Annotated in this window: 17 protein-coding genes; 10 read left to right on the plus strand and 7 right to left on the minus strand. The window is 71.0% G+C overall.

Annotation, left to right across the window (positions count from 1 at the left end):
• Positions 1-43 precede the first annotated feature (43 nt).
• Positions 44-685, plus strand: a complete 642-nt coding sequence (locus tag OG329_RS33010; RefSeq protein WP_405800078.1) for a uridine kinase — start codon at positions 44-46, stop codon at positions 683-685.
• Between the two features lie 24 nt (positions 686-709).
• Here OG329_RS33010 and OG329_RS33015 read toward each other — a convergent pair whose 3' ends face one another.
• From OG329_RS33015 to OG329_RS33030, 4 genes are all read right to left on the minus strand, one after another.
• On the minus strand, positions 710-1,669 hold the full coding sequence (locus OG329_RS33015) for a carbohydrate kinase family protein (protein ID WP_405800079.1): 960 nt from the start codon (positions 1,667-1,669) through the stop codon (positions 710-712).
• Positions 1,670-1,704: 35 nt separating this feature from the next.
• Entirely contained in the window at positions 1,705-2,613 is a 909-nt protein-coding gene (locus OG329_RS33020) for a pseudouridine-5'-phosphate glycosidase (protein ID WP_405800080.1), read from the minus strand.
• A 128-nt stretch (positions 2,614-2,741) separates the two neighbouring features.
• Complete coding sequence (locus tag OG329_RS33025) at positions 2,742-3,284, minus strand: methylated-DNA--[protein]-cysteine S-methyltransferase (protein ID WP_405800082.1); 543 nt, start codon at positions 3,282-3,284, stop codon at positions 2,742-2,744.
• 146 nt (positions 3,285-3,430) lie between these two features.
• Positions 3,431-4,339 carry a glycerophosphodiester phosphodiesterase gene (locus OG329_RS33030; protein ID WP_405800083.1) on the minus strand — a complete coding sequence of 303 codons (909 nt, stop codon included), beginning with the start codon at positions 4,337-4,339 and terminating at the stop codon, positions 3,431-3,433.
• 234 nt (positions 4,340-4,573) lie between these two features.
• Here OG329_RS33030 and OG329_RS33035 point away from each other — a divergent pair, with 234 nt between their 5' ends.
• The 5 genes from OG329_RS33035 to OG329_RS33055 all read left to right on the plus strand — a co-directional run bounded on the left by OG329_RS33035 (position 4,574) and on the right by OG329_RS33055 (position 11,946).
• Positions 4,574-5,512, plus strand: coding sequence for an MHYT domain-containing protein (locus OG329_RS33035; RefSeq protein WP_405800084.1), 939 nt, complete (start codon positions 4,574-4,576; stop codon positions 5,510-5,512).
• A gap of 40 nt (positions 5,513-5,552) precedes the next feature.
• The gene (gene uvrB, locus OG329_RS33040; protein WP_405800086.1) at positions 5,553-7,673 is read left to right on the plus strand and encodes an excinuclease ABC subunit UvrB; all 2,121 of its coding nucleotides are present in this window, start codon (positions 5,553-5,555) and stop codon (positions 7,671-7,673) included.
• A gap of 183 nt (positions 7,674-7,856) precedes the next feature.
• Positions 7,857-8,423 (plus strand): TerD family protein, encoded by a 567-nt coding sequence (locus tag OG329_RS33045; RefSeq protein WP_031231966.1) that lies wholly within the window; start codon positions 7,857-7,859, stop codon positions 8,421-8,423.
• Positions 8,424-8,615: 192 nt separating this feature from the next.
• Complete coding sequence (locus tag OG329_RS33050; RefSeq protein ID WP_405800087.1) at positions 8,616-10,643, plus strand: TerD family protein; 2,028 nt, start codon at positions 8,616-8,618, stop codon at positions 10,641-10,643.
• Between the two features lie 280 nt (positions 10,644-10,923).
• The gene (locus tag OG329_RS33055) at positions 10,924-11,946 is read left to right on the plus strand and encodes a TerC family protein (protein ID WP_405802154.1); all 1,023 of its coding nucleotides are present in this window, start codon (positions 10,924-10,926) and stop codon (positions 11,944-11,946) included.
• A gap of 90 nt (positions 11,947-12,036) precedes the next feature.
• On the opposite strand, the gene OG329_RS33060 is transcribed toward OG329_RS33055, so the two are convergent.
• The 3 genes from OG329_RS33060 to OG329_RS33070 form a co-directional block, all read right to left on the minus strand.
• A complete protein-coding gene (locus OG329_RS33060) occupies positions 12,037-13,083 on the minus strand; it encodes a S66 peptidase family protein (RefSeq protein WP_405800089.1) in 1,047 nt (348 codons plus the stop codon).
• A 120-nt stretch (positions 13,084-13,203) separates the two neighbouring features.
• The gene (locus OG329_RS33065) at positions 13,204-13,860 is read right to left on the minus strand and encodes an MBL fold metallo-hydrolase (protein ID WP_405800091.1); all 657 of its coding nucleotides are present in this window, start codon (positions 13,858-13,860) and stop codon (positions 13,204-13,206) included.
• A 10-nt stretch (positions 13,861-13,870) separates the two neighbouring features.
• Positions 13,871-14,557: a maleylpyruvate isomerase family mycothiol-dependent enzyme gene (locus OG329_RS33070; RefSeq protein ID WP_405800093.1), complete on the minus strand. Its 687-nt coding sequence runs from the start codon at positions 14,555-14,557 to the stop codon at positions 13,871-13,873.
• A 228-nt stretch (positions 14,558-14,785) separates the two neighbouring features.
• Between OG329_RS33070 and uvrA the strand changes: the two genes are divergently transcribed.
• The 4 genes from uvrA (at position 14,786) to OG329_RS33090 (ending at position 24,440) form a co-directional block, all read left to right on the plus strand.
• The gene (gene uvrA, locus OG329_RS33075; protein WP_405800094.1) at positions 14,786-17,776 is read left to right on the plus strand and encodes an excinuclease ABC subunit UvrA; all 2,991 of its coding nucleotides are present in this window, start codon (positions 14,786-14,788) and stop codon (positions 17,774-17,776) included.
• 131 nt (positions 17,777-17,907) lie between these two features.
• Positions 17,908-18,159 carry an acyl carrier protein gene (locus tag OG329_RS33080; RefSeq protein WP_405800096.1) on the plus strand — a complete coding sequence of 84 codons (252 nt, stop codon included), beginning with the start codon at positions 17,908-17,910 and terminating at the stop codon, positions 18,157-18,159.
• A gap of 31 nt (positions 18,160-18,190) precedes the next feature.
• Positions 18,191-19,807 (plus strand): amino acid adenylation domain-containing protein, encoded by a 1,617-nt coding sequence (locus OG329_RS33085; protein ID WP_405800098.1) that lies wholly within the window; start codon positions 18,191-18,193, stop codon positions 19,805-19,807.
• Positions 19,808-19,910: 103 nt separating this feature from the next.
• Positions 19,911-24,440, plus strand: coding sequence for an amino acid adenylation domain-containing protein (locus OG329_RS33090; RefSeq protein WP_405800100.1), 4,530 nt, complete (start codon positions 19,911-19,913; stop codon positions 24,438-24,440).
• The last annotated feature ends 8 nt before the right edge of the window (positions 24,441-24,448 follow it).

Consider the following 24,448-nt stretch of genomic DNA (forward strand, 5'->3'; position numbering starts at 1 on the left):
GTGCACGCGCCCGCCGCTGGACCCCCTGGACCATGATGGAACGGTGAGACTCGAAGCGATCACCTGGGAGCGGCTGACCGACGCGCTGGCCGAGCGTGCCCTGGAGACCAAGGCCGGCGACGGCGGTCCCTGGCTGCGTATCGCCGTGGACGGCGCGCCCGCCGCGCACCCCGGCGTACCGGCCGAAGCGCTCGCGGACGCCCTGCGGCTCCGGGGCCGCTCGGTGCTCGTCGTCGCGGCGGGCGGCTTCCTGCGGCCGGCGTCGCTGCGGTACGAGTACGGGCGGCACGACCCCGACTCGTACTACGACGGCTGGTTCGACACGGGCGCCTTGTGGCGCGAGGTGTTCGGGCCGGTGGAAGCGGGCGGGACCGGCCGGGTGCTGCCCGATCTGTGGGATCCGGCGACCGACCGCGCGACGCGCAGCCGGCGCGTCGAACTCCCGCCGGGCGGCGTGCTGTTGGTGCATGGACCGCTGCTGTTCGGGCACTGGTTCCCGTTCGACCTCACGGTGCATCTGCGGCTGTCGCCGGCCGCGCTCCGCCGCCGTACCGACGCGGGCGAGCGGTGGACGCTGCCCGCCTTCGAGCGGTACGAGCGGGAGGTCGGCCCGGCCGAGGCCGCCGATGTCCTCGTGACGGCGGACGACCCGCGCCACCCCGCCTGGGCGCCGCGGCGGAGCTGAGCGGTGCCCAGCGGGAGTTACGCCCTACGGCACTGGTGGCCGCCCGCCCGGCAGCGCGACCGCCAAGGCGCTGGCGCGGCAGCCCGCCGCCGCGGCCGTCACCGGGTCGGCGCCGGTCAACAGGGTCGCGAGAAAGGCTCCGTTGAACGCGTCGCCCGCCCCGGTGGAGTCCACGGCCCGCGCGGGACGGGGCGGAACACGCGCCGTTACGGCTCCGTCCGACGCCACCAGCGCGCCGTCCGGTCCCAGCGTCACCACGACGAGCGGGAAGCGGCGGCTCAGTTCGGCCGCCGCCTTCTCGGGATCCGGCGCTCCGGTCAGGAGCCGGGCCTCGTCCGCGTTCGGCAGGAGTACGCCGACACCGTCGGCCGCCGCCAGGAACCGCTCGGCGCCGAGGTCCGCGATGAAACCCGCCGACGCCGGGTCCACGCTCACCGGGACGCCACGCGCCACCGCCGACTCCACGGCCGCCCGCACCACTTGACGGCTCGTCGCGGCGAAGAAGAGGTAGCCGGAGACATGCAGCCGGCCCACCCCGTCGAGCAACGAGGCCGACCAGTCGGCGGCACACAGACGCAGGACGGCCCCGCTGTCGGTCAGGAACGTGCGTTCGGCGGCGGCGTCGACCAGCGAGACGACGGTCGCGGTCGGCGCGTCGTCGTCCACGACGAGAAGCGGCCGGACACCCGCCGCCCTCAGCCGGGCCTCGTGCCACACCGCGGCGTCCGCGCCGACCCTGCCCAGGAGCCGGACGTCCGCGCACCCCGTGGACGCGGCCCAGCACGCCGCGTTGGCCCCGGCGCCGCCCGGCAGGGTGCGGATCTCGGCGGCGGTGTCCGTGCCGTGCGTGAGCGGCGTACGGTGCCGGGCCACCACGTCGGTGACGACGTCCCCGACGATCAGCAGCCCGCCGGCGCCCGAGCCCGAGCCCGCTCCGGAGTCTCGGGTGGGGCGGCGGGCACCGGCGGCTCGGTCCTCGTCCACAGGCCCCGGACCGCTGTCCGCGGGGCCCGGACCGCTCACCGTGCCGCCGCGATCAGCGCCGCCAGTCGTACGTTGCCGCGCACGGCCGCCAGATTCGCCTCCAGGGACGCGCCGTCGGTACGCCGCATCAGCTCGCCCAGCAGGAACGGGGTGACCGCCTGCCCCTCGATGCCCCGCTCCCGGCACTCCGACAGCGCCTCGGCGAGCACCCGGTCGTGCAACAGCGGATCGAGCTGTTCCGACTCCGGAACCGGATTGGCGACGATCAGCGCGGCCTGTGGCCCGCCGAGCGCGTCCTGGGCGGCCATCACCGCCGCGACCTCCCGCGGACCGTGTACGGTCCAGTCGACGCGCTCCCCGGACGACGTCAGGTAGAAGCCCGGGAAGTACTCCGTGCCGTACCCGAGAATCCCGACGCCCAGGGTCTCCAGGCGCTGCAAGGTCGCCGGTACGTCGAGGATCGACTTCACGCCCGCGCAGACCACCGTGATCCGGGTCTCGGCGAGCAGCCGCAGGTCCGCCGACTCGTCCTGCGCCCGGGTCCAGTCGCGGTGGACACCGCCCAGGCCGCCGGTCGCGAAGACCCGGATCCCGGCGCGCGCGGCGAGGAACGCCGTGGCGGACACCGTCGTCGCGCCACTGGCTCCCGTGGCCAGCGCGGGCGCGAGATCGCGGTGACCCAGCTTCCGGACGGACGGATCTCCCGCGACCCGCTCCAACTGGTCCTTGTCCAGGCCCACATGGGCCCGGCCGTCCAGCACGGCGACGGTGGCGGGGACCGCGCCGCCGGACCGTACCAGCCCTTCCAGCTCCTCGGCGACGGCCAGATTGCGCGGTCGCGGCAGACCGTGCGCGATGATCGTCGACTCCAGGGCGACGACAGGCCGGCGCGCGTCGAGCGCTTCCCGCACCTCGGGGGAGAGCAGCAGTGTCGTGTCAGGCATGTCCCCATCCCTGGCACGCGGCGAGGCCCCGCAAACGTCGGCGGCCGGTCCAAGAGCCGGGAGAACACACGAACAGGGCGCGGGACGCGGGGGACGGCGGCCGGACGACAGAGCGCGGACGGAGTGCGTCAGAACAGCGGCGCGGGCAGTACGCCTTCCAGCGCCAGCAGTTGACGCTTGGTCTCCAGGCCGCCCCCGAAGCCGCCCAGTCCGCCACCGCTCTCCACCACCCGGTGGCACGGCACCACGATCGGCAGCGGGTTGGACCCCATCGCGGCGCCGACCGCCTGCGCCGCGCCCGGACTGCCCACCCGGTCGGCCAGATCGCCGTAGCCGACGACCGAGCCGTACGGCACACCGGCCGCCAGCTCGCGCAGCACCTGCCGGTTGAAGCCCCCCGACAGCGACCAGTCCAGCGGCAGCTCGAACTCCCGCAGCGTGCCCTCGAAGAAGGCCGCCAACTGCCGTATCGGCTCGGCCAGCCGGCCCGCCGGGTCCTCGACGGGCTCGGCGCCGAGCCGGCCCTTCAACTGTCGAAGTGTCATGTCCCGCCGCCCGGTCGTGGCGTGGAAGACAACCGTCACAAGTCCTTCACCGGTGGCGGCCAGCAGCAGTGGGCCGATGTCGCTTCCGACAACGGCCCACTCCACCGACTGCGCGTTGCTGTTCATGCCGACAACGCTACGGCCAGGGTCTGACAACGGCCCTCGACCGGCCTCTCGACCGGCCCCGACCGGCCGCACGACCGGCCCCGACCGGCCGCACGACCGGCCGCGCGACCGGCCGTCGGCCCGCCCCGCTCCGCTCCGCCCGGCGGTCAGCCCACCGCGTCCTCCACCACATCGGGGTTGTTGGTGATGATGCCGTCCACCCCGAACCCGGCCACGCGCTGCGCGCCCGCCGCGTCGTTGACCGTCCAGGTGCTGACCTGGAGCCGCTTGCCGTGCGCGCCCTTCAGCCGGTGCACGGCAGCCACGTACTCGGCGGTGAGCGAGGAGTGCGTGGGGTTGATCTGGTCGGTGAACGCCGCGTACGACGGCAGGTCGGCCACCGCCGGCGTACCGAGGAACCCGGTGGTCACGTCGGGCCGCTGCTCGTGCACGGCCTTCACGCTGTCCACGCCGAAGCTCTGGATGACGAGCTTGCTCCGCACATGCGCGCGGTCCAGCCAGCCCTCCGCGCGGAGCACACCCAGGATGTCCTTCTCGATGCCCGGGTACAGCTCGGGCGCCTTGATCTCCAGAAGAAGCTTCTGCCGGTTGTCCTCGACGGTGTCCAGATACTGCTTGAGCGTCGGCACCCGCGCGCCCGCCCACTCGGCGCCGAACCAACTGCCCGCGTCCAGTCGCGCGATCTCGGCGGCGGTGAAGTCCTTCACATTCCACGGAGCGCGGTCGGGGAACACCTCCTCGACGTCGGTGGTGCGCTTGAGGTTGGTGTCGTGCAGGACGACCAACTGTCCGTCCTTCGTACGCTGGACGTCGTTCTCCACCCAGTCGATGCCCAGGTCCTCGGCCTTGTCGACGGCGGCGAGGGTGTTCTCCGGCGCGTAGGCGGAGGCGCCGCGGTGCGCGATGACCAGGGGATCGGCGGCGTGCCGGGCGGACGCGGCGGACGTCTGCGGGGCATCGGTCCGCGGCGCGGCGGCCGACGTGGTCCCCGGCAGAACCAGCGCGGCGGCTCCCAGCAGCGCGACGGTCGCGGTCACAGAGGTGCGTGCGTACACGTGGACTCCTTGCGTCGATCGATCACAGACGGGCCGAGAGTGACAGTCGGCAGCCAACACGCGACAGGCGAAGGTTGGCCACAACGTGAACGGAATGCGCCCGAGCCGAGCCGGGAAGCGGTCTCCAAGTCGACAAAACGGTGACCTGATGTTTGCTTGCCGTGCCGCTGGTCATACCCTCGCCCCCGAACCAACGCTTCCGCAGACGGCTCCCAGGAGCGAAGGGCGTACCGCATGCAGGGCACCACCGACGGATTCAGCTACGGCCTGATCACCCCCGTGGCGGCCTTCCTCATGGCCTGCCTCGGCGGCGCTCTGGGCCTGCGCTGCGCCATGCGCTCCCTGCACACGCCGGAACGGGGGCGCAAGGCCGGCTGGCTCGTGCTCGCCGCCACCTCGATCGGCTCGGGCGTGTGGACGATGCACTTCATCGCCATGATGGGCTTCGCCGTGGCGGAGACCCCCGTCGCCTACGACCGGGCCACGACCTTCGCCAGCCTCGCCCTCGCGATCGTCATGGTGGGCGTCGGCATCTTCATCGTGGGATACCGGGGGACGACCACGATGGCCCTGGTCACCGGCGGCACCGTCACCGGTCTCGGCATCGCGAGCATGCATTACCTGGGAATGGCCGGAATCCGACTGGAGGGCCGTGTCGAGTACGACACGGTGACCGTCGGCGGCTCCGTCGCGATCGCCGTCGTGGCGGCGACCACGGCCCTGTGGGCCGCCGCGTCCGTCCACGGGCTGCTGATGAGTCTCGCCGCCAGCCTGGCGATGGGCATCGCCGTCACCGGGATGCACTACATGGGCATGGCCGCCGTCCACGTCCATCTGTGGACGCCGTACGGCCCCGCCGGGGGAGCCCAAGGAGCCCAGGGAGCCGACAACGGCGAATCGGCGGTGACACTGCTCGGGCCCATGCTGGTGGGACCCGGCGTCTTCCTGCTCCTCGCGGCCGTCGTCGTGATCTTCGACCCGCTGATGGTCACGGGCGGCCGGCGGCCGGGACCGGTGCTCAGGGACCGGCGGTGGGGCCGGGACCGCCAGGAGCGCGCCCTGCCCGGCGTACCGGACCAGCGGGACCGGCGGGAGCCCACGTACGGAGAGGGCGCCGGCGAAGCGGTCTCCGGGCCCTCCGGGGGCGGCTCGCGAGGCGTCCACGACTGGTGATCCACACCCGACTGTCAGTGGGGGGTCGTACGGTGGATGCATGCGGCCAGTCTCCAAGATCGAACGTACTTCGGCGCCTTTTGAGGTCATCAGCTCCTACGTCCCCAGCGGCGACCAGCCGACCGCCATCGCGGACCTGGAGCGCCGCATCCGCGCGGGTGAGCGGGATGTCGTCCTGCTCGGTGCGACGGGCACCGGCAAGTCGGCCACCACGGCCTGGATGATCGAGAAGCTTCAGCGCCCCACCCTGGTGATGGCCCCGAACAAGACGCTGGCGGCCCAGTTGGCGAACGAGTTCCGCGAGCTGCTGCCCAACAACGCCGTCGAGTACTTCGTCTCGTACTACGACTACTTCCAGCCCGAGGCGTACGTCCCCCAGTCGGACACGTACATCGAGAAGGACTCCTCGATCAACGACGAGGTGGAGCGGCTGCGCCATTCGGCGACGAATTCGCTGCTCACCCGCCGTGACGTGATCGTGGTGGCTTCCGTCTCCTGCATCTACGGCCTGGGTACGCCCCAGGAGTACGTGGACCGCATGGTCGGCCTGGAGGTCGGCGCGGAGTACGACCGGGACCAGTTGCTGCGCCGCTTCGTCGACATGCAGTACACCCGCAACGACATGGCGTTCACGCGCGGCACCTTCCGCGTGCGCGGCGACACCATCGAGATCTTCCCGGTCTACGAGGAGCTGGCCGTCCGCATCGAGATGTTCGGTGACGAGATCGAGGCCCTGTCCACCCTGCACCCCCTCACGGGCGAGATCATCAGTGAGGACGAGAAGCTCTACGTCTTCCCCGCCAGCCACTACGTGGCGGGTCCGGAGCGCATGGAGAAGGCCGTCAACGGCATCGAGCGTGAGCTGGAGGAGCGCCTGGCCGAGCTGGACAGGCAGGGCAAGCTCCTGGAGTCCCAGCGGCTGCGCATGCGCACCACGTACGACATCGAGATGATGCGCCAGATCGGCTCCTGCTCCGGTATCGAGAACTACTCGATGCACTTCGACGACCGCTCGCCCGGCACCGCGCCCAACACCCTCCTCGACTACTTCCCCGAGGACTTCCTGCTGGTCATCGACGAGTCGCACGTCACGGTGCCGCAGATCGGCGCGATGTACGAGGGCGACGCGTCCCGTAAGCGCACCCTGGTGGACCACGGCTTCCGGCTGCCCTCCGCGCTGGACAACCGCCCGCTGAAATGGGAGGAGTTCCAGGAGCGCGTCGGCCAGAGCGTCTATCTGTCGGCCACCCCCGGCAAGTACGAACTCTCCCGCGGCGACGGCTATGTGGAGCAGATCATCCGCCCCACCGGGCTCATCGACCCGGAGGTCGTCGTCAAGCCCACCGAGGGCCAGATCGACGACCTGGTGCACGAGATCCGCGCCCGCACCGAGAAGGACGAGCGCGTCCTGGTCACCACCCTCACCAAGAAGATGGCCGAGGACCTGACCGACTACTTCCTCGAGCTGGGCGTGCAGGTCCGCTATCTGCACAGCGACGTGGACACACTGCGCCGTATCGAGCTGCTGCGCGAGCTGCGCGCGGGGGAGTACGACGTCCTCGTCGGCATCAACCTCCTGCGTGAGGGCCTGGACCTCCCCGAGGTCTCGCTGGTGGCCATCCTCGACGCCGACAAACAGGGCTTCCTGCGCTCGGGGACGTCGCTGATCCAGACGATCGGCCGCGCGGCGCGCAACGTCTCGGGCCAGGTCCATATGTACGCGGACAAGATCACCCCGGCGATGGAGCAGGCCATCGACGAGACCAACCGCCGCCGCGCGAAGCAGATCGCGTACAACACCGAGCGCGGTCTCGACCCGCAGCCGCTGCGCAAGAAGATCAACGACATCGTCGCGACCATCGCGCGCGAAGAGGTCGACACCGAGGAACTGCTCGGTACGGGCTACCGCCAGGGCAAGGACGGCAAGCAGGCGAAGACCCCGGTGCCGACGCTCTCGGGCCGGGCGGGCAAGGCGGGTAAGGCGGGCGCGGTGGTCACCGACCGGCCCGCGGCCGAACTGGCCGGGATCATCGAGGAGATGACCGATCGCATGCGCGCGGCAGCCGCCGATCTGCAATTCGAGGTGGCGGCGCGGCTGCGTGACGAGGTCGGTGAACTGAAGAAGGAGCTGCGGCAGATGAGGGAGGCGGGGCTCGCCTGACGCGGCGGCACCGGGTGTGTTGCAAGACCGACACAAAAACGGCCGAAGTCTCCTGCGCTGTCCGAGTGACTGCGTAGGGTGCAGGGCAACCGCACACATGGACGGTTGCGGGGAAATTCTGAGAGGGGACAGCGCGTGGTGGACGTATCCAAGGGCAGTGCGCCCGGGGGCCCTGGGGTCAACCTGACCAAGGGTCAGGCCATCAGCCTGGAGAAGAGGGGCGGCGGCACGCTGACCGCGGTGCGCATGGGGCTCGGCTGGCAAGCCGCCCCGCGCCGTGGCCTGTTCGGGTCCCGCACCCGCGAGATCGACCTGGACGCCTCGGCCGTGCTCTTCGCCGACAAGCAGCCGGTCGACGTCGTCTTCTTCCGCCACCTCGTCAGCGACGACGGCTCCGTACGGCACACCGGTGACAACCTGGTCGGCGGCGCCGGACAGGGCGGCGACGACGAGGCGATCCTGGTCGATCTCCAGCGGGTTCCGGTGCACATCGACCAGATCGTCTTCACGGTGAACTCGTTCACCGGCCAGACGTTCCAGGAGGTGCAGAACGCCTTCTGCCGCATCGTGGACGAGACCAACGGCGACGAGCTCGCCCGCTACACACTCGACGGCGGCGGTCAGTACACCGCGCAGATCATGGCGAAGGTGCACCGCGCCGGCGCCGGCTGGCAGATGACGGCCCTGGGCAACCCGGCCAACGGCCGTACGTTCCAGGACCTGATGCCGGCGATCCTGCCGCACCTGTAGGCACGGCTCCCGCCGGCGTACGCGCAGCTCCCGGAGGCAAGGCCGCCGGGAGCTGCACCGCTTGCCGAGCGGTATCGGCAGACAGTCACACCGAGCACCGAGCGAACCGTCTCACCGGGCGGTTCGGACGCGGCACCACCGAACGACATCACTACGGGCCACCGACGCGTGACCGACGAGGGGACAGAGGCGATGACGGCCGAGCTGGTCCGGGGGCAGAACCATCTCTTGCCCCACAGCCGACTGGAGATCCGGGTGACGGCCGGAGCACCGGTCCTGGCGTGCGCCACCCTCGGCGACGACCGGGGCACGGTCCTCGGCGTCGAGTGGATCGCCCATCCCGGCTCGCCCACCCTCCCCGGCATCGAGGTGTCCCGGCAGGCAGCCGCCGGGCTGCGCTTCCATGTCGACCTGGAGGCCGTGCCCGACCGCGCGCATCTCGTGCACGTACTGCTCGCGCTCCCCGAAGGGGTCGGCGGACCGGCCAGGTTCGGCACGACCGCGGCCCCGTTCGCCGCCGTCACCGCCACCGACGGCACCGAGATCGCCAGCTTCACCATCACCGGCCTCGAGGCGGAGTCCGCCGTCATCGCCCTGGAGCTCTACCGCAGGCAGGGTGCCTGGAAGGTCCGTGCAGTCGGCCAGGGGTACGCGGGCGGGCTGGCCGAACTCTTCGGCGACCAAGGCGTGCCGGGGGCCCGCGAGTTCGCCGCCGGGATCCAGGAAGCGGTGGCCCGGCACATGGCCAGCGCCATCCAGGCCCCCCGTACCGGCACGCCGGACGGCGTACGGGTGCGCGCGGACGGATCCGCCGCGGCCACCCGGCCCGCTCAGCCCGGCCAGAGCGCCGCGGGCGCGGGAGCCTCGTCGGGCGCGGGCGTGCCCCCCGGCCCCGGCGCCACCCCGCACCAACTGCCCGGCACCCCCGGCCAGCAGCCGGGCGGCCCGGCGGACGGCCAGGGCCAGCAGCCGGCCGCCGCCTCCCACACCACCGCGGGCGGACGGGTCAACTACACGCACCCGCGCCGCCAGACGGCTCCGCCCACCCCGCCGCCCGCCTCGGTGCCGGCCCAGCCCGGTCAGGCGCCGCGCCCGGTCGCGGGCGACGCGACCGGCTGGTCCATGGAGGAGCGCCTGTACAACCAGGTGTGGGGCATGTTCGAGGACCTGGCCCGCGCCACCGCCGCCTACCGCAGCGCCGTCGACTTCGCCGAGTCCCGGATGGACCAGGAGCTCGACCGTGTCCTGTCCGACCCGCGCAGCCGGATAGGCGGTACCGGCGACGCGGCCCGCGAGGTCGCCCGCGCCAAGCGCGACCGGCTCACCGACCAGGCGCGCGAAGCCCTCGACCGGGACCTCGGTCAACTGGCCGCCGAGTCCGCGGTCGTCGAGCCCGCCCTGCCGCCCGCGTACGCCCGCTGGGACAACCCCGTCTGGCACGCCTACCGCGTCCCGATGGACAACCCGATGGCGCTGCGCCTGGGCGATCTGTATCTCCCCGAGCGCACCGACCTGCGCATCCCCATGCTGGTCAGGCTCCCGCTGGAGCGCGGCCTGTGGATCGACAGCGGCCGGTCCGGCTCGGAGGCCGCGCTGATGCTGGACGAGGGGCAGTTGCGCCGGCTCGCGATGGACAACGCGGTCGGGTACGCCGCGCGCCTCCTCGCGGCGTATCCGCCGGGCGAGTTCACCGTCCATGTGATCGACGCGGCGGGCTCGGCCGCCATGTCGCTGGCCCCGCTGGTCGGCGCTGGCGTGCTGAACCAGCCGCCGGCGACGGGCGCCGGGGGCGTCTCCGCCGTCCTCGCGAAGCTCACCCAGCGCGTCGACCTGGTGCAGATGGCCATCAGGGGCGGCGCGGCGGACTCGCTGCCGCCCGGTCTCGACACCGCCGAGCAACTGCTGATCGTCAACGACTTCCCGCACGGGTTCGACGACCGCGCGGTCACACAACTGCGCTATCTCGCCGACGAGGGCCCGGCCGTCGGCGTCCATCTGATGATGGTCGCCGACCGGGAGGACGCCAGCGCGTACGGCCCCGTGCTCGACCCGCTCTGGCGCTCGCTGCTGCGGATCACGCCGGTCGCCGACGACCACCTCGCCGACCCCTGGGTCGGGCACGCGTGGACGTTCGAGCCGCTGACGATGCCGCCGGGCAGCCAGATACTGCGACAGGTGCTCGAACAGGTCTCTGAGGCACGCCGCGCCTGGCGCCGCTGACGCACGGCCGCCCGCCCTGCGGTCACCTGATCCGCGTAGCGTCTGAACAGCGCCTGACCTGCGGCTTTGGCGTCTGCTTGGCCCTTTACTTTACCTTTCCTTGGCATTTCCTGTACTCTTCTTTGAACGGAGGGGAGTACTCCCACACCGCGACGTACCCGTCAATACGGACCGCCATCGGTCCCGGGGCGTCGGCCCGCCGGCGCAGACAGACGCCCGGGTGGAAGAGACCTCCGGCAGCGACGACGCTGATCAGTTGCCGTACGACGCCGGAGGCGCAGTGGACGTTTCATTTACTTTGTGGGTGCTGACCATTCTTGGTCTGTCCGCCCTGATCGCGGTCGACTTCCTCATCGGGCGCAAGCCCCATGACGTGTCGATCAAGGAAGCCGGAATCTGGACGGTCGTCTGGATCGTCCTGGCCGCACTGTTCGGAATCGGCCTGATGGTGTTCGGCACCAGCCAGGCATCGGGCGAGTTCTTCGCCGGATTCATCACCGAGAAATCGCTCAGTGTCGATAATCTCTTCGTCTTCGTCCTGATCATGGCGAAGTTCTCGGTGCCCTCACACCTCCAGCAGCGGGTGCTGCTCATCGGTGTGCTCATCGCCCTCGTCCTGCGCGCCATCTTCATCGCGGCGGGCGCGGCGATCATCGGCAGCTTCTCGTGGGTCTTCTACATCTTCGGCGCGTTCCTGATCTACACCGCCTGGAAGCTCATCCAGGAGGCGCGCTCCGGTGAGGAAGAGGAAGGGATCGAGGACAACCGCCTCCTGAAGTCCGTCCAGAAGCGCTTCGGCGTCGCCGACAAGTACCACGGCACGAAGCTGTTCATCCGGAACAACGGGAAGCGCGTCCTGACCCCGCTCATGGTGGTCATGCTGGCCATCGGCACCACCGATGTGCTGTTCGCGCTGGACTCGATCCCCGCGATCTTCGGTCTGACCCAGGACCCGTACATCGTCTTCACCGCCAACGCCTTCGCGCTGATGGGTCTGCGGCAGTTGTACTTCCTGATCGGTGGCCTGCTCAAGAAGCTGGTCCACCTCAGTTACGGCCTGTCGGTCATCCTCGGCTTCATCGGCGTCAAGCTGGTGCTGCACGCACTGCACGAGAACGGGGTGCATGTCCCCGAGATCTCCATCTCGTTCTCGCTCGCCGTCATCTGCGGTGTGCTGATCGTCACCACGATCACCAGCCTGATCGCCTCCAAGAAGCAGACGGAGCGTGAGGCGGTCGAGGGCAAGGACGACGGGGACGGGGACGGCGAGGTCCGCAAGGGCAAGGCGGACATCGAAGCCTGACCGCGCGACGCGCGACGTACGAGACACGACGTACGGGACGCACCGACCGGGGCGAGTGGCAGCAGCCGCTCGCCCCGGTCGTGTGTGCGCTCAGTACGTGACGGTGATCCGCCGGGCGGGCCCGTCGACGCGGACCGTGCCGCCGTACGGAATGACCAACTGCGGATCCGAGTGCCCGAAGTCCACGTCGAAGACGGTCATCGTGCCGGGGGCGTACGTGTCCAGCGCCCGTACCACCGCCGCGCGCTGCTCCCGGGCGTACCGCGCGGCCTCCTGAGGGCTGTTCCGCCGCTCCAGCGACCAGGTCTTGGGCCGTGCCATCAGGAGCGCGGGGAAGCGCCGCAGCAGCCCGCGTTCGCCCATGTTCCGCAGGACCCGGAAGACCTCCTCGGCGCCCGGCAGCTCCTCCGAGGTCTCCAGCAGCAGCACATGGCCGTCGTACGCGTCGAGGTCGTCCCGGATCTCCCGGTCCGCCATCAGCAGCGCGCCCAGGGTCTCCAGATTGCCGCCCCAGCTCCGGCCCTCCACCACCCGCTCGGGGCCGTGTACGGTCCATCCGCCGCCCGGCCGGGTCTCGGGCTCGGCGAGGAAGGTCGCCGGGTCGGCCCAGTCGTGGTCGGTGTCGCGGAAGCGCGCGGCGGGGGTCAGCTCGAAGGGTCCCGAGGTGAAGAGGGCGGCGCGCAGCGACGCCTCTGTAAGAGGATCCATCGCGCCGGGCCGGCCCAGCTCGCACATCACGCTGCCGCCGTGGAAGGCGACGATCCCGGTGTTCCAGAGGAAGGCCAGCAGATTGGTGTTGTCGCTCCAGCCGAAGAACGGCTTGGGGCAGGCGCGGATCAACTCGCGGTCCAGCAGCGGCAGTACGGTGATCTGGTCGTCGCCGCCGATGCTCGTGATGATGGCCTTGACCGTCGGATCGGCGAAGGCGGCGTGGATGTCGTCGGCCCGCTCGCGCGGCGTCGAGCCCATCTTCCGTGTCGTCGGATACTCGACGGGCACCAGGCCGAAGTCATTCTCCAGCCGGGTCAGGCCCAGTTCGTACGGGAGCGGGAGCAGGCCCGGAAGGCCGGACGACGGGGAGAGCACGGCGATCCGGTCGCCGGGGCCGGGCTTGGCGGGATACGTGAGCGGCTGCATGAGACCGGAGCGTAACGAGGGGCCCATGCCCCCGGCAGCCGGTTTTCCGGCGCGGACCGCGGTCGACCACCAGAACCACCAGAACCACCGGCACCGTCAGCACCCCAAGCCGCGGTACGCCTACCAGCCGCGCTCGCGCCAAGCCGGCAGTTGCGGACGCTCGGCGCCGAGTGTGGTGTCGTCGCCGTGTCCCGGATAGACCCAGGTCTCGTCCGGCAGTTGGTCGAAAAGCTTCGTCTCGACGTCGTTGACCAGACTGGCGAAGGCGGCCGGGTCCTGGAACGTGTTGCCCACACCGCCGGGGAAGAGACAGTCGCCGGTGAACAGGTGCGGATGGCCGTGCGGGTCGTCGTAGACCAGGGCGACCGAGCCCGGCGTGTGACCGACGAGATGGCGGGCGGTCACCTCGATCCGTCCGACCCGGATCGTGTCGCCGTCCTCGACCAGGACGTCGGTCGGGACGGGGATCCCCTCCGCGTCGTACCGTCCGGCGTACGTCACGGCGCCGGTGGCGGCCACGACCTCGGCCAGCGCCTGCCAGTGGTCGCCGTGCCGGTGCGTGGTGACGACGGACGCGATGCCGTCGTCACCGATCAGCGTCAGCAGCGTGGCCGCGTCGTTCGCCGCGTCGATCAGCAACTGCTCCCCGCTGGCGCGGCAGCGCAGCAGATAGGCGTTGTTGTTCATCGCGCCGACGGCGACCTTGGAGATCATCAGGTCGGTCAGCTCGTGCACATCGGCCGGCCCGCCGACCTTCACGGCTCCGCTGTAAGTCATACGGCCCAGCCTATAGCGGGGGCAGCACGGGCAGTGCGGGGTTCGACGTCTTGAGCGCGGACCCGGTACGGCGGCCGGCGAGCCAGCCCATGAGGTCGGCCGGGGGGCCGGTGACGGTGGCCGCGGTGCCGTCCGCGCGGCCGGTGCGCCAGGTATGCCCGTCGGGCGTGGCCAGGGCCAGCGGCGGTACGTCCGCGTGCCCGGCGAAGCGCTCGGTCAGGAAGTCGATCTCGCGGGCGGTGAAGTCGTCGGAGAGGTCTTCCAGCTCCAGGCCGATGCCCAGGTCGACATGGTGCAGCGAGACTTCTACGAGCCTGCGGAACGGGACCCGGGCGGCCACGTCCGTCACGCCGTTGCGCAGCGCGACCGTGCGGGCCCAGTCGGCGGGGACGGCGGCCACCCGCTGGAAGTGGTCGGCCGTGGCGCGGACGTCTTCGATCTGCGCGTCGAGGGGCCGGGGGCCGTCGCGCTCGATGTCGGCGTCGCGGGTGGCCGCGTCCGGGTACATCGGCCGGCCTTCGAGCACATTGACGAGCGCGTCGGCGTTCCTGGCCAGGTGGGCCAGTACATGACCACGGCTCCACCCCGGCAGCCGTGACGCCGCGGCGGCGGACGCGTTGTCCAGACGGGCGGCTGCGGTGAGGAGCCGCTCCGTCGCTTCACGTAGGGATTCCAGGTCGCGCGCATGATCGAGCATGGGGCCGACGATAGCCGCACCACTCCTTCGGGTGAAGGCGACGACTAGCCGCCGTAAATCGAATGTGCGTGCTATAGGCTCGTCGGAGGCATCCTGGAAAGGAGCCCTCGCAGCCCGGTGCCCCAGTGACCCGGGTCATTCCCATTGGCAGTCCATCGCTCTGGCGACCCCCATTACTCTGGGACGGGGGCTCCGCCCCTGCTTCTCTCTAGAAAGGTGCGGACCGGCGTGGCCGACCGTCTCATCGTCCGTGGCGCTCGCGAACACAATCTCAAGAACGTCTCGCTCGACCTCCCTCGTGACTCCCTGATCGTCTTCACCGGGCTCTCCGGGTCGGGCAAGTCCTCCCTCGCGTTCGACACGATCTTCGCCGAGGGGCAGCGCCGCTATGTCGAATCGCTGTCCTCCTACGCCCGGCAGTTCCTCGGCCAGATGGACAAGCCGGATGTCGACTTCATCGAAGGTCTCTCGCCGGCCGTCTCCATCGACCAGAAGTCCACGTCCCGCAACCCCCGATCGACGGTCGGCACGATCACCGAGGTCTACGACTATCTCCGGCTGCTCTTCGCCCGTATCGGCAAGCCGCACTGCCCCGAGTGCGGCCGGCCGATCACCCGCCAGTCGCCGCAGGCCATTGTCGACAAGGTCCTGGAGCTGCCCGAGGGCAGCCGCTTCCAGGTGCTGTCGCCGCTGATCCGGGAGCGCAAGGGCGAGTTCGTCGACCTGTTCTCGGACCTCCAGACCAAGGGGTACAGCCGGGCGCGCGTCGACGGGCAGACCATCCAGCTCAGCGAGCCGCCGAAGCTCAAGAAGCAGGAGAAGCACACCATCGAGGTGGTGGTCGACCGCCTCACGGTGAAGGGCAGCGCCAAGCGCCGGCTGACCGACTCGGTCGAGACCGCGCTCGGGCTCTCCGGCGGCATGATCGTCCTCGACTTCGTGGACCTCCCGGAGGACGACCCCGAGCGCGAGCGGATGTACTCGGAGCATCTGTACTGCCCGTACGACGACCTGTCCTTCGAGGAGCTGGAGCCCCGCTCCTTCTCCTTCAACTCGCCCTTCGGCGCCTGCCCGGACTGCACGGGCATCGGCACCCGCATGGAGGTCGACCCGGAGCTGATCGTCCCCGACGAGGAGAAGTCGCTGGACGAGGGCGCGATCCACCCCTGGTCGCACGGCCATACGAAGGAGTATTTCGGCCGGATGATCGGCGGTCTGGCGCAGGCCCTCGGCTTCCGTACGGACATCCCGTGGGCCGGGCTGCCGCAGCGCGCCAGGAAGGCCCTGCTGTACGGCCACAAGACCCAGGTCGAGGTGCGGTTCAGGAACAGGTACGGCCGCGAGCGCGGATACACGAGCCCGTCGTTCGAGGGCGCCGTCTCCTTCGTCAAGCGGCGGCACGCGGACGCGGAGAGCGACACCAGCAGGGAGCGCTTCGAGGGCTATATGCGCGAGGTGCCCTGCCCGACATGCCACGGCACCCGCCTCAAGCCGCTCGTCCTCGCGGTCACGGTCATGGACAGGTCCATCGCCGACATCTCCGCGATGTCGATCAGCGAGTGCGCCGACTTCCTCGGCAAGATGACGCTGAACGCCAGGGACAAGCAGATCGCCGAGCGGGTCCTCAAGGAGGTCAACGAACGGCTGCGGTTCCTGGTCGACGTCGGTCTGGACTATCTCTCGCTCAACCGCGCGGCCGGCACCCTGTCCGGCGGCGAGGCGCAGCGCATCCGGCTCGCCACGCAGATCGGCTCCGGTCTGGTCGGCGTCCTGTACGTCCTGGACGAGCCGTCCATCGGCCTCCACCAGCGCGACAACCACCGGCTGATCGAAACCCTCATCCGGCTGCGCGACATGGGCAACACCCTGATCGTCGTGGAGCACGACGAGGACACCATCAAGGTGGCCGACTGGATCGTCGACATCGGCCCCGGCGCGGGCGAGCACGGCGGCAAGGTCGTCCACTCCGGTTCCCTGAAGGAGCTTCTGGACAACGAGGAGTCGATCACCGGGCGTTATCTGGCCGGCAAGAAGGTCATCCCGACGCCCGACGTGCGCAGGCCGAAAGACCCCGGACGCGGGCTCACCGTGCACGGCGCGCGGGAGAACAACCTGCGGGACATCGACGTGTCGTTCCCGCTCGGCCTGTTCACCGCCGTCACGGGTGTCTCCGGATCGGGCAAGTCGACCCTCGTCAACGACATCCTCTATATGCATCTGGCCCGTGAGCTGAACGGCGCCAAGTCGGTGCCGGGGCGCCACACCCGGGTCGACGGGGACGACCTGGTCGACAAGGTCGTGCATGTCGACCAGTCGCCCATCGGCCGTACGCCCCGGTCCAACCCGGCCACGTACACCGGGGTCTTCGACCATGTGCGCAAGCTGTTCGCCGAGACGATGGAGGCGAAGGTCCGCGGCTATCTGCCGGGGCGCTTCTCCTTCAACGTCAAGGGCGGGCGCTGTGAGAACTGCGCGGGCGACGGCACGATCAAGATCGAGATGAACTTCCTGCCGGATGTGTACGTCCCGTGCGAGGTCTGCCACGGCGCGCGCTACAACCGGGAGACCCTGGAGGTCCACTACAAGGGCAAGTCCATCGCCGAGGTGCTGGACATGCCCATCGAGGAAGGGCTGGACTTCTTCGAGGCCGTCCCGACGATCTCGCGCCATCTCAAGACGCTCAACGAGGTGGGCCTGGGCTATGTGCGGCTCGGACAGTCCGCGCCGACCCTCTCGGGCGGCGAGGCGCAGCGTGTGAAGCTGGCCAGCGAACTCCAGAAGCGGTCCACGGGCCGCACGGTGTACGTGCTGGACGAGCCCACCACCGGTCTGCACTTCGACGACATCAGCAAGTTGATCACCGTGCTGTCGGGGCTGGTCGACAAGGGCAACACGGTGATCGTCATCGAGCACAACCTGGACGTCATCAAGACGGCGGACTGGGTGGTCGACATGGGTCCCGAGGGGGGCAACGGCGGCGGGCTCGTCGTCGCCGAGGGCACACCGGAGCAGGTGGCCGGAGTCTCGACCAGCCACACCGGCAAATTCCTCCGGGAGATCCTGGACGCGGAGCGGATCAGCGACGCGGCTCCCTCGGGGCGTACGAAGTCACCGGCCCGGAAGACGGCCGCGAAAAAGGCCGCGGTGACGACCGGTGCGAAGTCGGCGACGAGGACGGCGGCGGCCAAGAAGACGGCCGCCCGGTCCCGTAAGTCCTGACCCCGGCAGGCCGAGGCGTCGCCGCGCGGCGCCTCGGCCGGACCGGCGCGTCGCTCTCGGATACCTCGACCGAACGTATGCGCGGGATCTGGGTCAGAATGGGCACCTTCCATCAATCGGCAGGATGCGAGATGAAGGTGTCCGAGCAGCAGCGCGGCGACAGCGCTTCCGTCGTCCGGATCATGGCAGATGTCCTCGGAGCCGATGAGTTGAAGCCCTCCGACAGCTTCTACGACTTCGGCGGCACATCCCTCCAAGCGGTACGCATATGTACGCGGGTCAAGAGAGAGCTGGGCATACGGGTCTCTCCCGACACAGTCTTCGACAGCGACACGGTCGCCGATTTCAGTGCCGCCGTGATCGCCAGCGGCGAAGCCGTCTGACGGGGACGGGGACCGACTTCTCATGTCGCGCATGTCCCACTCGTTCGGCCCGTCCCGCACGCCCGGCACGCGGCTCATCCATGAGGCCGTCGCGTCGCAGGCCAGGATCCGGCCGGACGCCACGGCGCTCGTCTTCGCGGGCCGGCCCGTCAGCTATCGGACGCTCGACCTGGCGGCGGAGGCGTACGCCGTGGAGCTGGGCCGCCTCGGTGTGGGCCCCGGACAACGGGTGCCCGTGCTGCTGCCCCGCTCGCCGCAACTGGTGGCCGTGGTCCTCGCCGTACTCAAACGCGGTGCCGCCTACGCGGCGCTGGATCCGAAACTGCCCGCCGACCGCCTGCGGACCGTGCTCGGCATGCTGGCGCCACCGGTCGTGGTGGGCCGGTCGCTGCCGGCGGGTTCGTCGCCGGGCACGGACGTCGACGCTCACGCCGTATGGACGCCGCCCGACGAGGAGTTGAGCGAAGCGGCCGTACGCGCGCCGGAACCGGACCCGGAACCGGACCCGGACCCGGACACAGCGCAGGCTGTGGACGGGACCGCACCTGCCACCGTGTTCTTCACCTCCGGCACCACCGGCACCCCCAAGGGCGTGCTCTCGCCGCACCGCGCCACCACCCGGCTGTTCGGCCCGGACGGCTTCGCCGACTTCGGCCCCGGCCGTGTGATGCCCCAGGCCGCCCCCGTCTCCTGGGACGCGTTCACCCTCGAACTGTGGAGCATGCTGACCACCGGCGGCACGGTCGTGCTCATCGACGGCGACTACTTCCTCCCCGACGACCTGGCCGAACTCGTCGCGTCCACCGGCCTGGACACCATCTGGCTGACCGCCGCCCTCTTCAACCTCTTCGTGGACGAGGACCCCGACTGCTTCACCGGCCTGCGCCAGGTCTTCACCGGCGGTGAGCGGCTGTCCGCCCCGCACATCCGGTCCTTCCTCGCCCGCCACCCGGGCATCACACTGCTCAACGGTTACGGCCCGGTCGAGTGCTGCGTCTTCGTCACCACCCACCGGATCCGACCGGCCGACTGCGAGGCCGAGTACGGCATCCCGCTCGGCACGGCGGTCCCCGGCACCGCGATCCACATCCTCGACAGCGACGCAGGCAGCGAGGTCCCGCCCGGCGCGCTCGGCGAGATCTGCGTCTCGGGGGAGGGCCTGGCCGACGGATACCTCGGCAACGAGCTTGCCACGGCGGAGAGTTTCGCCACATTCGACCCCGGCACCGGCCCCCGGAGGATCTACCGCACCGGCGATCTCGGGCGGCTGGACAGCGACGGGCTGCTGCACTTCCACGGCCGCGCCGACCGGCAGATCAAGATCTCCGGTCACCGCGTCGAACCGGCCGAGACCGAGGCTGCGGCCCTGCGGCTGGCCGGGATACGGGAGTGCGCCGTGCTGCCCATGGCCGGTGAGAGCGGTGCGTACGAACGTCTCGCGATGTTCTACACCGAGGAACCGCTGGGCGGAACAGAGGCGGGGAACGGGACGGACGGCGCCGGCGCGGAGCCGGACGCCGTGCGGAAAGCGCTCTCGGCCGTACTGCCACGCGCCCAGGTGCCGGACGAGGTCCGGCGGATCGTTTCCTTCCCCCGGACACCCAACGGCAAGATCGACATCGCCGCTTTGTTGGACCCGCCGGGCTGAGCGACGCATGATCGGTGTCGGACGGTGTCCGAATACCGCCGCACCGGCGTCGTCCGCGCCCCACAGGTCCGTCCCAGTCGTTCGCACCACGAAGCGAGAAGCGATGGAACCGCGTACCTATCCGATGTCGTTCGAGCAGGAGTCGATCTGGCTCAACGACCAGTATCAGCAGGGCACTTCCCGCTATCTGGAGTCATGGGTCCACCGTCTGCGCGGGCCCCTCGACATCGTTGCCGTCGAAGCCGCGCTGACCGGCATCGTGGCCCGCCACGAGGCGCTGCGCAGCCAACTGGTGCTGGTGGACGGCAGCCCCCGGCAGATCGTCGTACCGCCGATGCGGGTCCCTGTCGACGTACGGCGGATCACGCCGGACGAGCGGGAGACGGCGCTTCGGGACGCGGTCACCCGGCGGACGGACCTCGCCGAACCGCCGCTGCTGAAGGCCACACTGCTGGTGACGGCGGACAGCACCGACAGCGCAGCCACCGGCGATGAGTCCGTGCTCGCGGTCGCGATCCACCACGCCGTGATCGACGGCTGGTGTTTCAGCCTCCTCGACCGGGAGTTCAGCGAGCTGTACCGCGCCGAGGTGGAGCACAGGGCACCCCGACTGCCCGAACTGCCCGTCCAGTCGGGGCCGTACGCGCGGCGCCAGCGGAGCACCGGCGGCGCACGGCGCGCACAACTGGTCGAGCACTGGCGGGCCGAACTGGCGGGCGCGCCCGACGAGTCGTCCTTCCCGGCCGACCGTCCCCGCCCGCCGGCCCTGAGCCACCACGGCGGCCAGGTCGAGTTCGCCGTCGACGCCGCCACGGGAGCGCGGATCCGCGCCCTCGCCGCCCGACTGCGGACGACGCGGTTCGTGGTGCTGGCCGCCGCGCTGACCGCGCTGATCGGCCGGCACACCGGCCAGGACGACCTGGTCATCGGCACCCCCGTGTCGCGTCGCGACGAGCCGGAGACCGAGGACCTGATCGCCTGTCTCACCGATGTGCTGCCGCTGCGCGGACGCCCGCGCCACGACCGGTCGTTCACGGACCTGGTCGTGGAGATGAGACAGCGGGTCAGATCGGCCGTCCGGCACAAGGACGTGCCGTACAGCCATCTGGTGCGTGAGCTGGGCGTCGAGCGCACGCTCAGCCGCTTCCCGCTGTTCCAGGTGGTGTTCGCGGTCGACGACGCGCCCCCGTCGGCGCTGTCGCTGCCCGGCGTCGAGGCCGAGCGCTTCCAGGTGCACGGCGGGACGGCCAAGTACGACGTGTTCCTGCACCTGATGCCCGACGGCGACGGGTACCGGGGACTGTGGGAGTACTCCGCCGACCTCTTCGACCACGCGACGGTCGAGGGCCTGGCGGCCCGGTTCCGTACGCTCGTCGCCGACGCCGTCGCCCGCCCGGAGACCGCGCTGAAGGACCTGGCGGTCATGCCGGCCGACGAGGAACGACGGGTACTGACCGAGTGGGCCCACGGCGCGCCGCCGCCGCCCGAAGTGCCGCTCGTGCACGAGGCGTTCGCGCGCTCGGCGCGCCTGGCACCGGAGGCGCCCGCCGTCATCGCGCAGGGGCGGACCCTGTCGTACGGGGAGCTGGACGCCGCCGCCGACCGGGTCGCCGCGCTGCTCGTCGCGCGGGGCGCCGGACGCCGCCCGGTCGGCATCTGTGTGGAGCGGACGGCGGATCTGCCGGTGGCGGTCCTCGGGGTGCTGAAGGCGGGCGGGAGCTGTGTGCCGATCGACCCGGGCCATCCGGCGGAGCGCATCGCGTTCACCGCGCGGGACAGCGGGATCGGCGTCCTGCTCACCCAGCGCCGCTGCCGGCCGGCCGAACTGCCTGCGGGCGTCGAGGCGTTGCTCCTGGACGACCTGCCGGAGATGCCGACCTCCGTCCCCACCGTTGCCCCCGTCGCCCCTGTTGTTCCGGTGGGCCCCGACGACCTCGTGTACGTCATCTACACCTCGGGCTCCACGGGGGAGCCCAAGGGCGTCGCCATGGAGCACGGCCCGTTCGCCAATCTGGTCGAGTGGCAGCGCGGCCGGTCGGCCACCGGCCCGGACACCCGTGTGGGGGCGCGCACGCTTCAGTTCGCGCCCCTCGGTTTCGACGTCGCGTTCCAGGAGATCTTCGCCACCTGGGCGGCGGGCGGCGCGCTCGTCGTCGTGGACGAACAGGTCCGCAGAGATCCGCACCAACTGCTGGACCTGATCGGGTCGGAGCGGATCGAGCGGTTGTTCCTGCCGTTCGTGGCGCTGCAACAACTGGTCGAGTACGCGTGCGCCGCCAACCGGCGCTGCGACACTCTCACCGAGGTCCTTACGGCGGGCGAACAGCTTCAGGTCACCCCCGCGCTGCGGCGGTTCTTCGGCTCGCTCACCTCGGCGACGCTGGAGAACCAGTACGGCCCCTCCGAGACCCATGTCGTGACGGCGGAGCGCCTGGGCCCCGATCCGGCCGCCTGGCCCGATCTGCCGAGCATCGGACGGCCCGTCGACGGGGCCACGGTCGTGCTGCTGGACGAACGGCTGCGGCCGGTGCCGGCGGGCGCCGTGGGGGAGATCTGTGTGGGCGGACCGGTGGTCGCGCGCGGCTATGTGGGACGCCCCGAGCTGACCGCCGAGAAGTTCGTACCGGGCAACATTCCGGGCACGGACGCAGGCGCGGGCACGGGCGCAGGCGCGGGGGCGGGGACGGACACAGGGAGCCGGTTCTACCGCACCGGCGACCTCGCCCGGTTGCTGCCCGACGGCCGGATCCAGTTCCTCGGCCGCGGCGACGGCCAGGTCAAGATCCGGGGCCACCGGGTGGAGACGGGCGAGGTGGAGGCCGCCGTACGCGCCCAGCCCGGCGTGGCCGACGCGGCTGTCGTGGCCCAGGACCTCGGTCCGGGAGCCGGGAAGCGGCTCCTCGCCTACTACATCGCCGGTGACGAACGCCCGCCCGGTCCCGAGGAGATACGGCGGGAGCTGCGCGCCCGGCTGCCCGCCCCGCTGGTCCCGGCCCGCTGTGTGCCGGTCGACCGCTTTCCGCTCACGGGGACCGGCAAGGTCGACCGCGCGGCACTCGCCAGGAGGACCGACCGCGGCGACGGGGCGGGCGTGGGCGACACCGCGCGGGCCGTCACCCCGCCACGTACCGCCACCCAGGAGCGGATCGCGCACCTGTGGTCGGCGCTGCTCGGCCCCGTCCCCGGCCTCATCGGCGTGCACGACGACTTCTTCACGCTCGGCGGCGATTCCCTGCTGGCGACCCGGCTCGTCCTCGCGCTGCGCGAGGAGTTGGGCGTACAGGTCCCGCTCCGTTCGGTCTTCACCTCACCGACCGTCGCGGGCCTCGCCGCACTCGTGGACGCCTCCTCCGTAGGAGGGCGTCCTCGGCCCCGTACGGAAGCCGTCCCCGATCTCGACAGCGACATCCGGCTCGCCCCCGACATCGTTGCCGCCGACGATGTCCGCACCGTCGTCCCCGACCCGGAACAGGTCCTTCTCACCGGCGCCACCGGTTTCCTCGGCGCCTTCCTACTGAGGGAGCTGCTACGACAGACCGACGCCACCGTCCACTGCCTGGTGCGCGGCAGCGACCAGTTGAACGCCGAGAGGCGGCTGCGCTCGGCCCGTGAGTCGTACGGCCTCACCGACCCGGCCACCGAGCACCGCGTCACCGTCGTCACGGGCGATCTCGCCCGGCCCCGACTCGGTCTGTCGGCGGCCGACTTCGACCGGTTCGCCCGCACCGTCGACGCCGTCTACCACGCCGGAGCCGCGGTCAACCTGGTCTTCTCCTACGAGCAGTTGAGGGACGCGAACGTGTACGGCACGCAGGAGATCCTGCGGCTGGCCGCCCTTCACCGCACCGTGCCCGTCCACCACGTGTCGACCGTGGGTGTGTACGCAGGCGGCGCCAGTGGCCCGTACGGCACCGAGGACGGGCCCGGCCGCCCCGTACGGGCCGTACGGCCTCAGGACCCGACCGGACCGCCCGCCGCGCTGGAGCACGGCTACACGCAGAGCAAATGGGCCGCGGAGCGCCTGGCCGAGGCCGCGCGCGCCCGGGGGCTGCCCGTCAGCGTCTACCGGCCGACCCGGATCACCGGCGAGTCGACCACCGGCGTCTGCCAGACGGGCGACTTCATGTGGCTGCTGCTCAAGGGCTGCGTCCAGGCGGGCGTGGCCCCGGCGGACGTCGCCACGGCCTTCGACCTCGTGCCGGTGGACTACGTCAGCGCCGCCGTGGTGGCGCTCTCCCGCCAGCCCCGGTGCGCAGGGCAGACGTTCCACATCGCGGGGGAGCGCCCGCTGCGCATGGACACCGCGGTGGCGCGGCTGCGCGCGCTCGGCCACGCCGTCACGGACGTCCCGGCCGCCGACTGGCTCGCCGCCACGGAGGCGGATCCCGCCAACGCCGCCTTCCCGCTGCTCGCCGCGATGGCGGCCGAGACGCGCGGAGGGGGCTCGGAGGGCACCGCGCTGTTCGACGCGCGGGACACCCGGGGTGCGCTGGAGGGCACCGGGATCGTCTGCCGCGACGTCGACGAAGACCTCTTCCGTACATACGTGGAGTACTTCACCCGCACGGGATTCCTCCCGCCACCGGCCGTCCCCCGCACCGCTCCCGCCATCTATGACACCTCGGCCTCGTAAGGAGGCTC

This window comes from Streptomyces sp. NBC_01506 (assembly GCF_045040295.1).
In the GTDB taxonomy this organism is placed as follows: Bacteria; Actinomycetota; Actinomycetes; order Streptomycetales; family Streptomycetaceae; genus Streptomyces.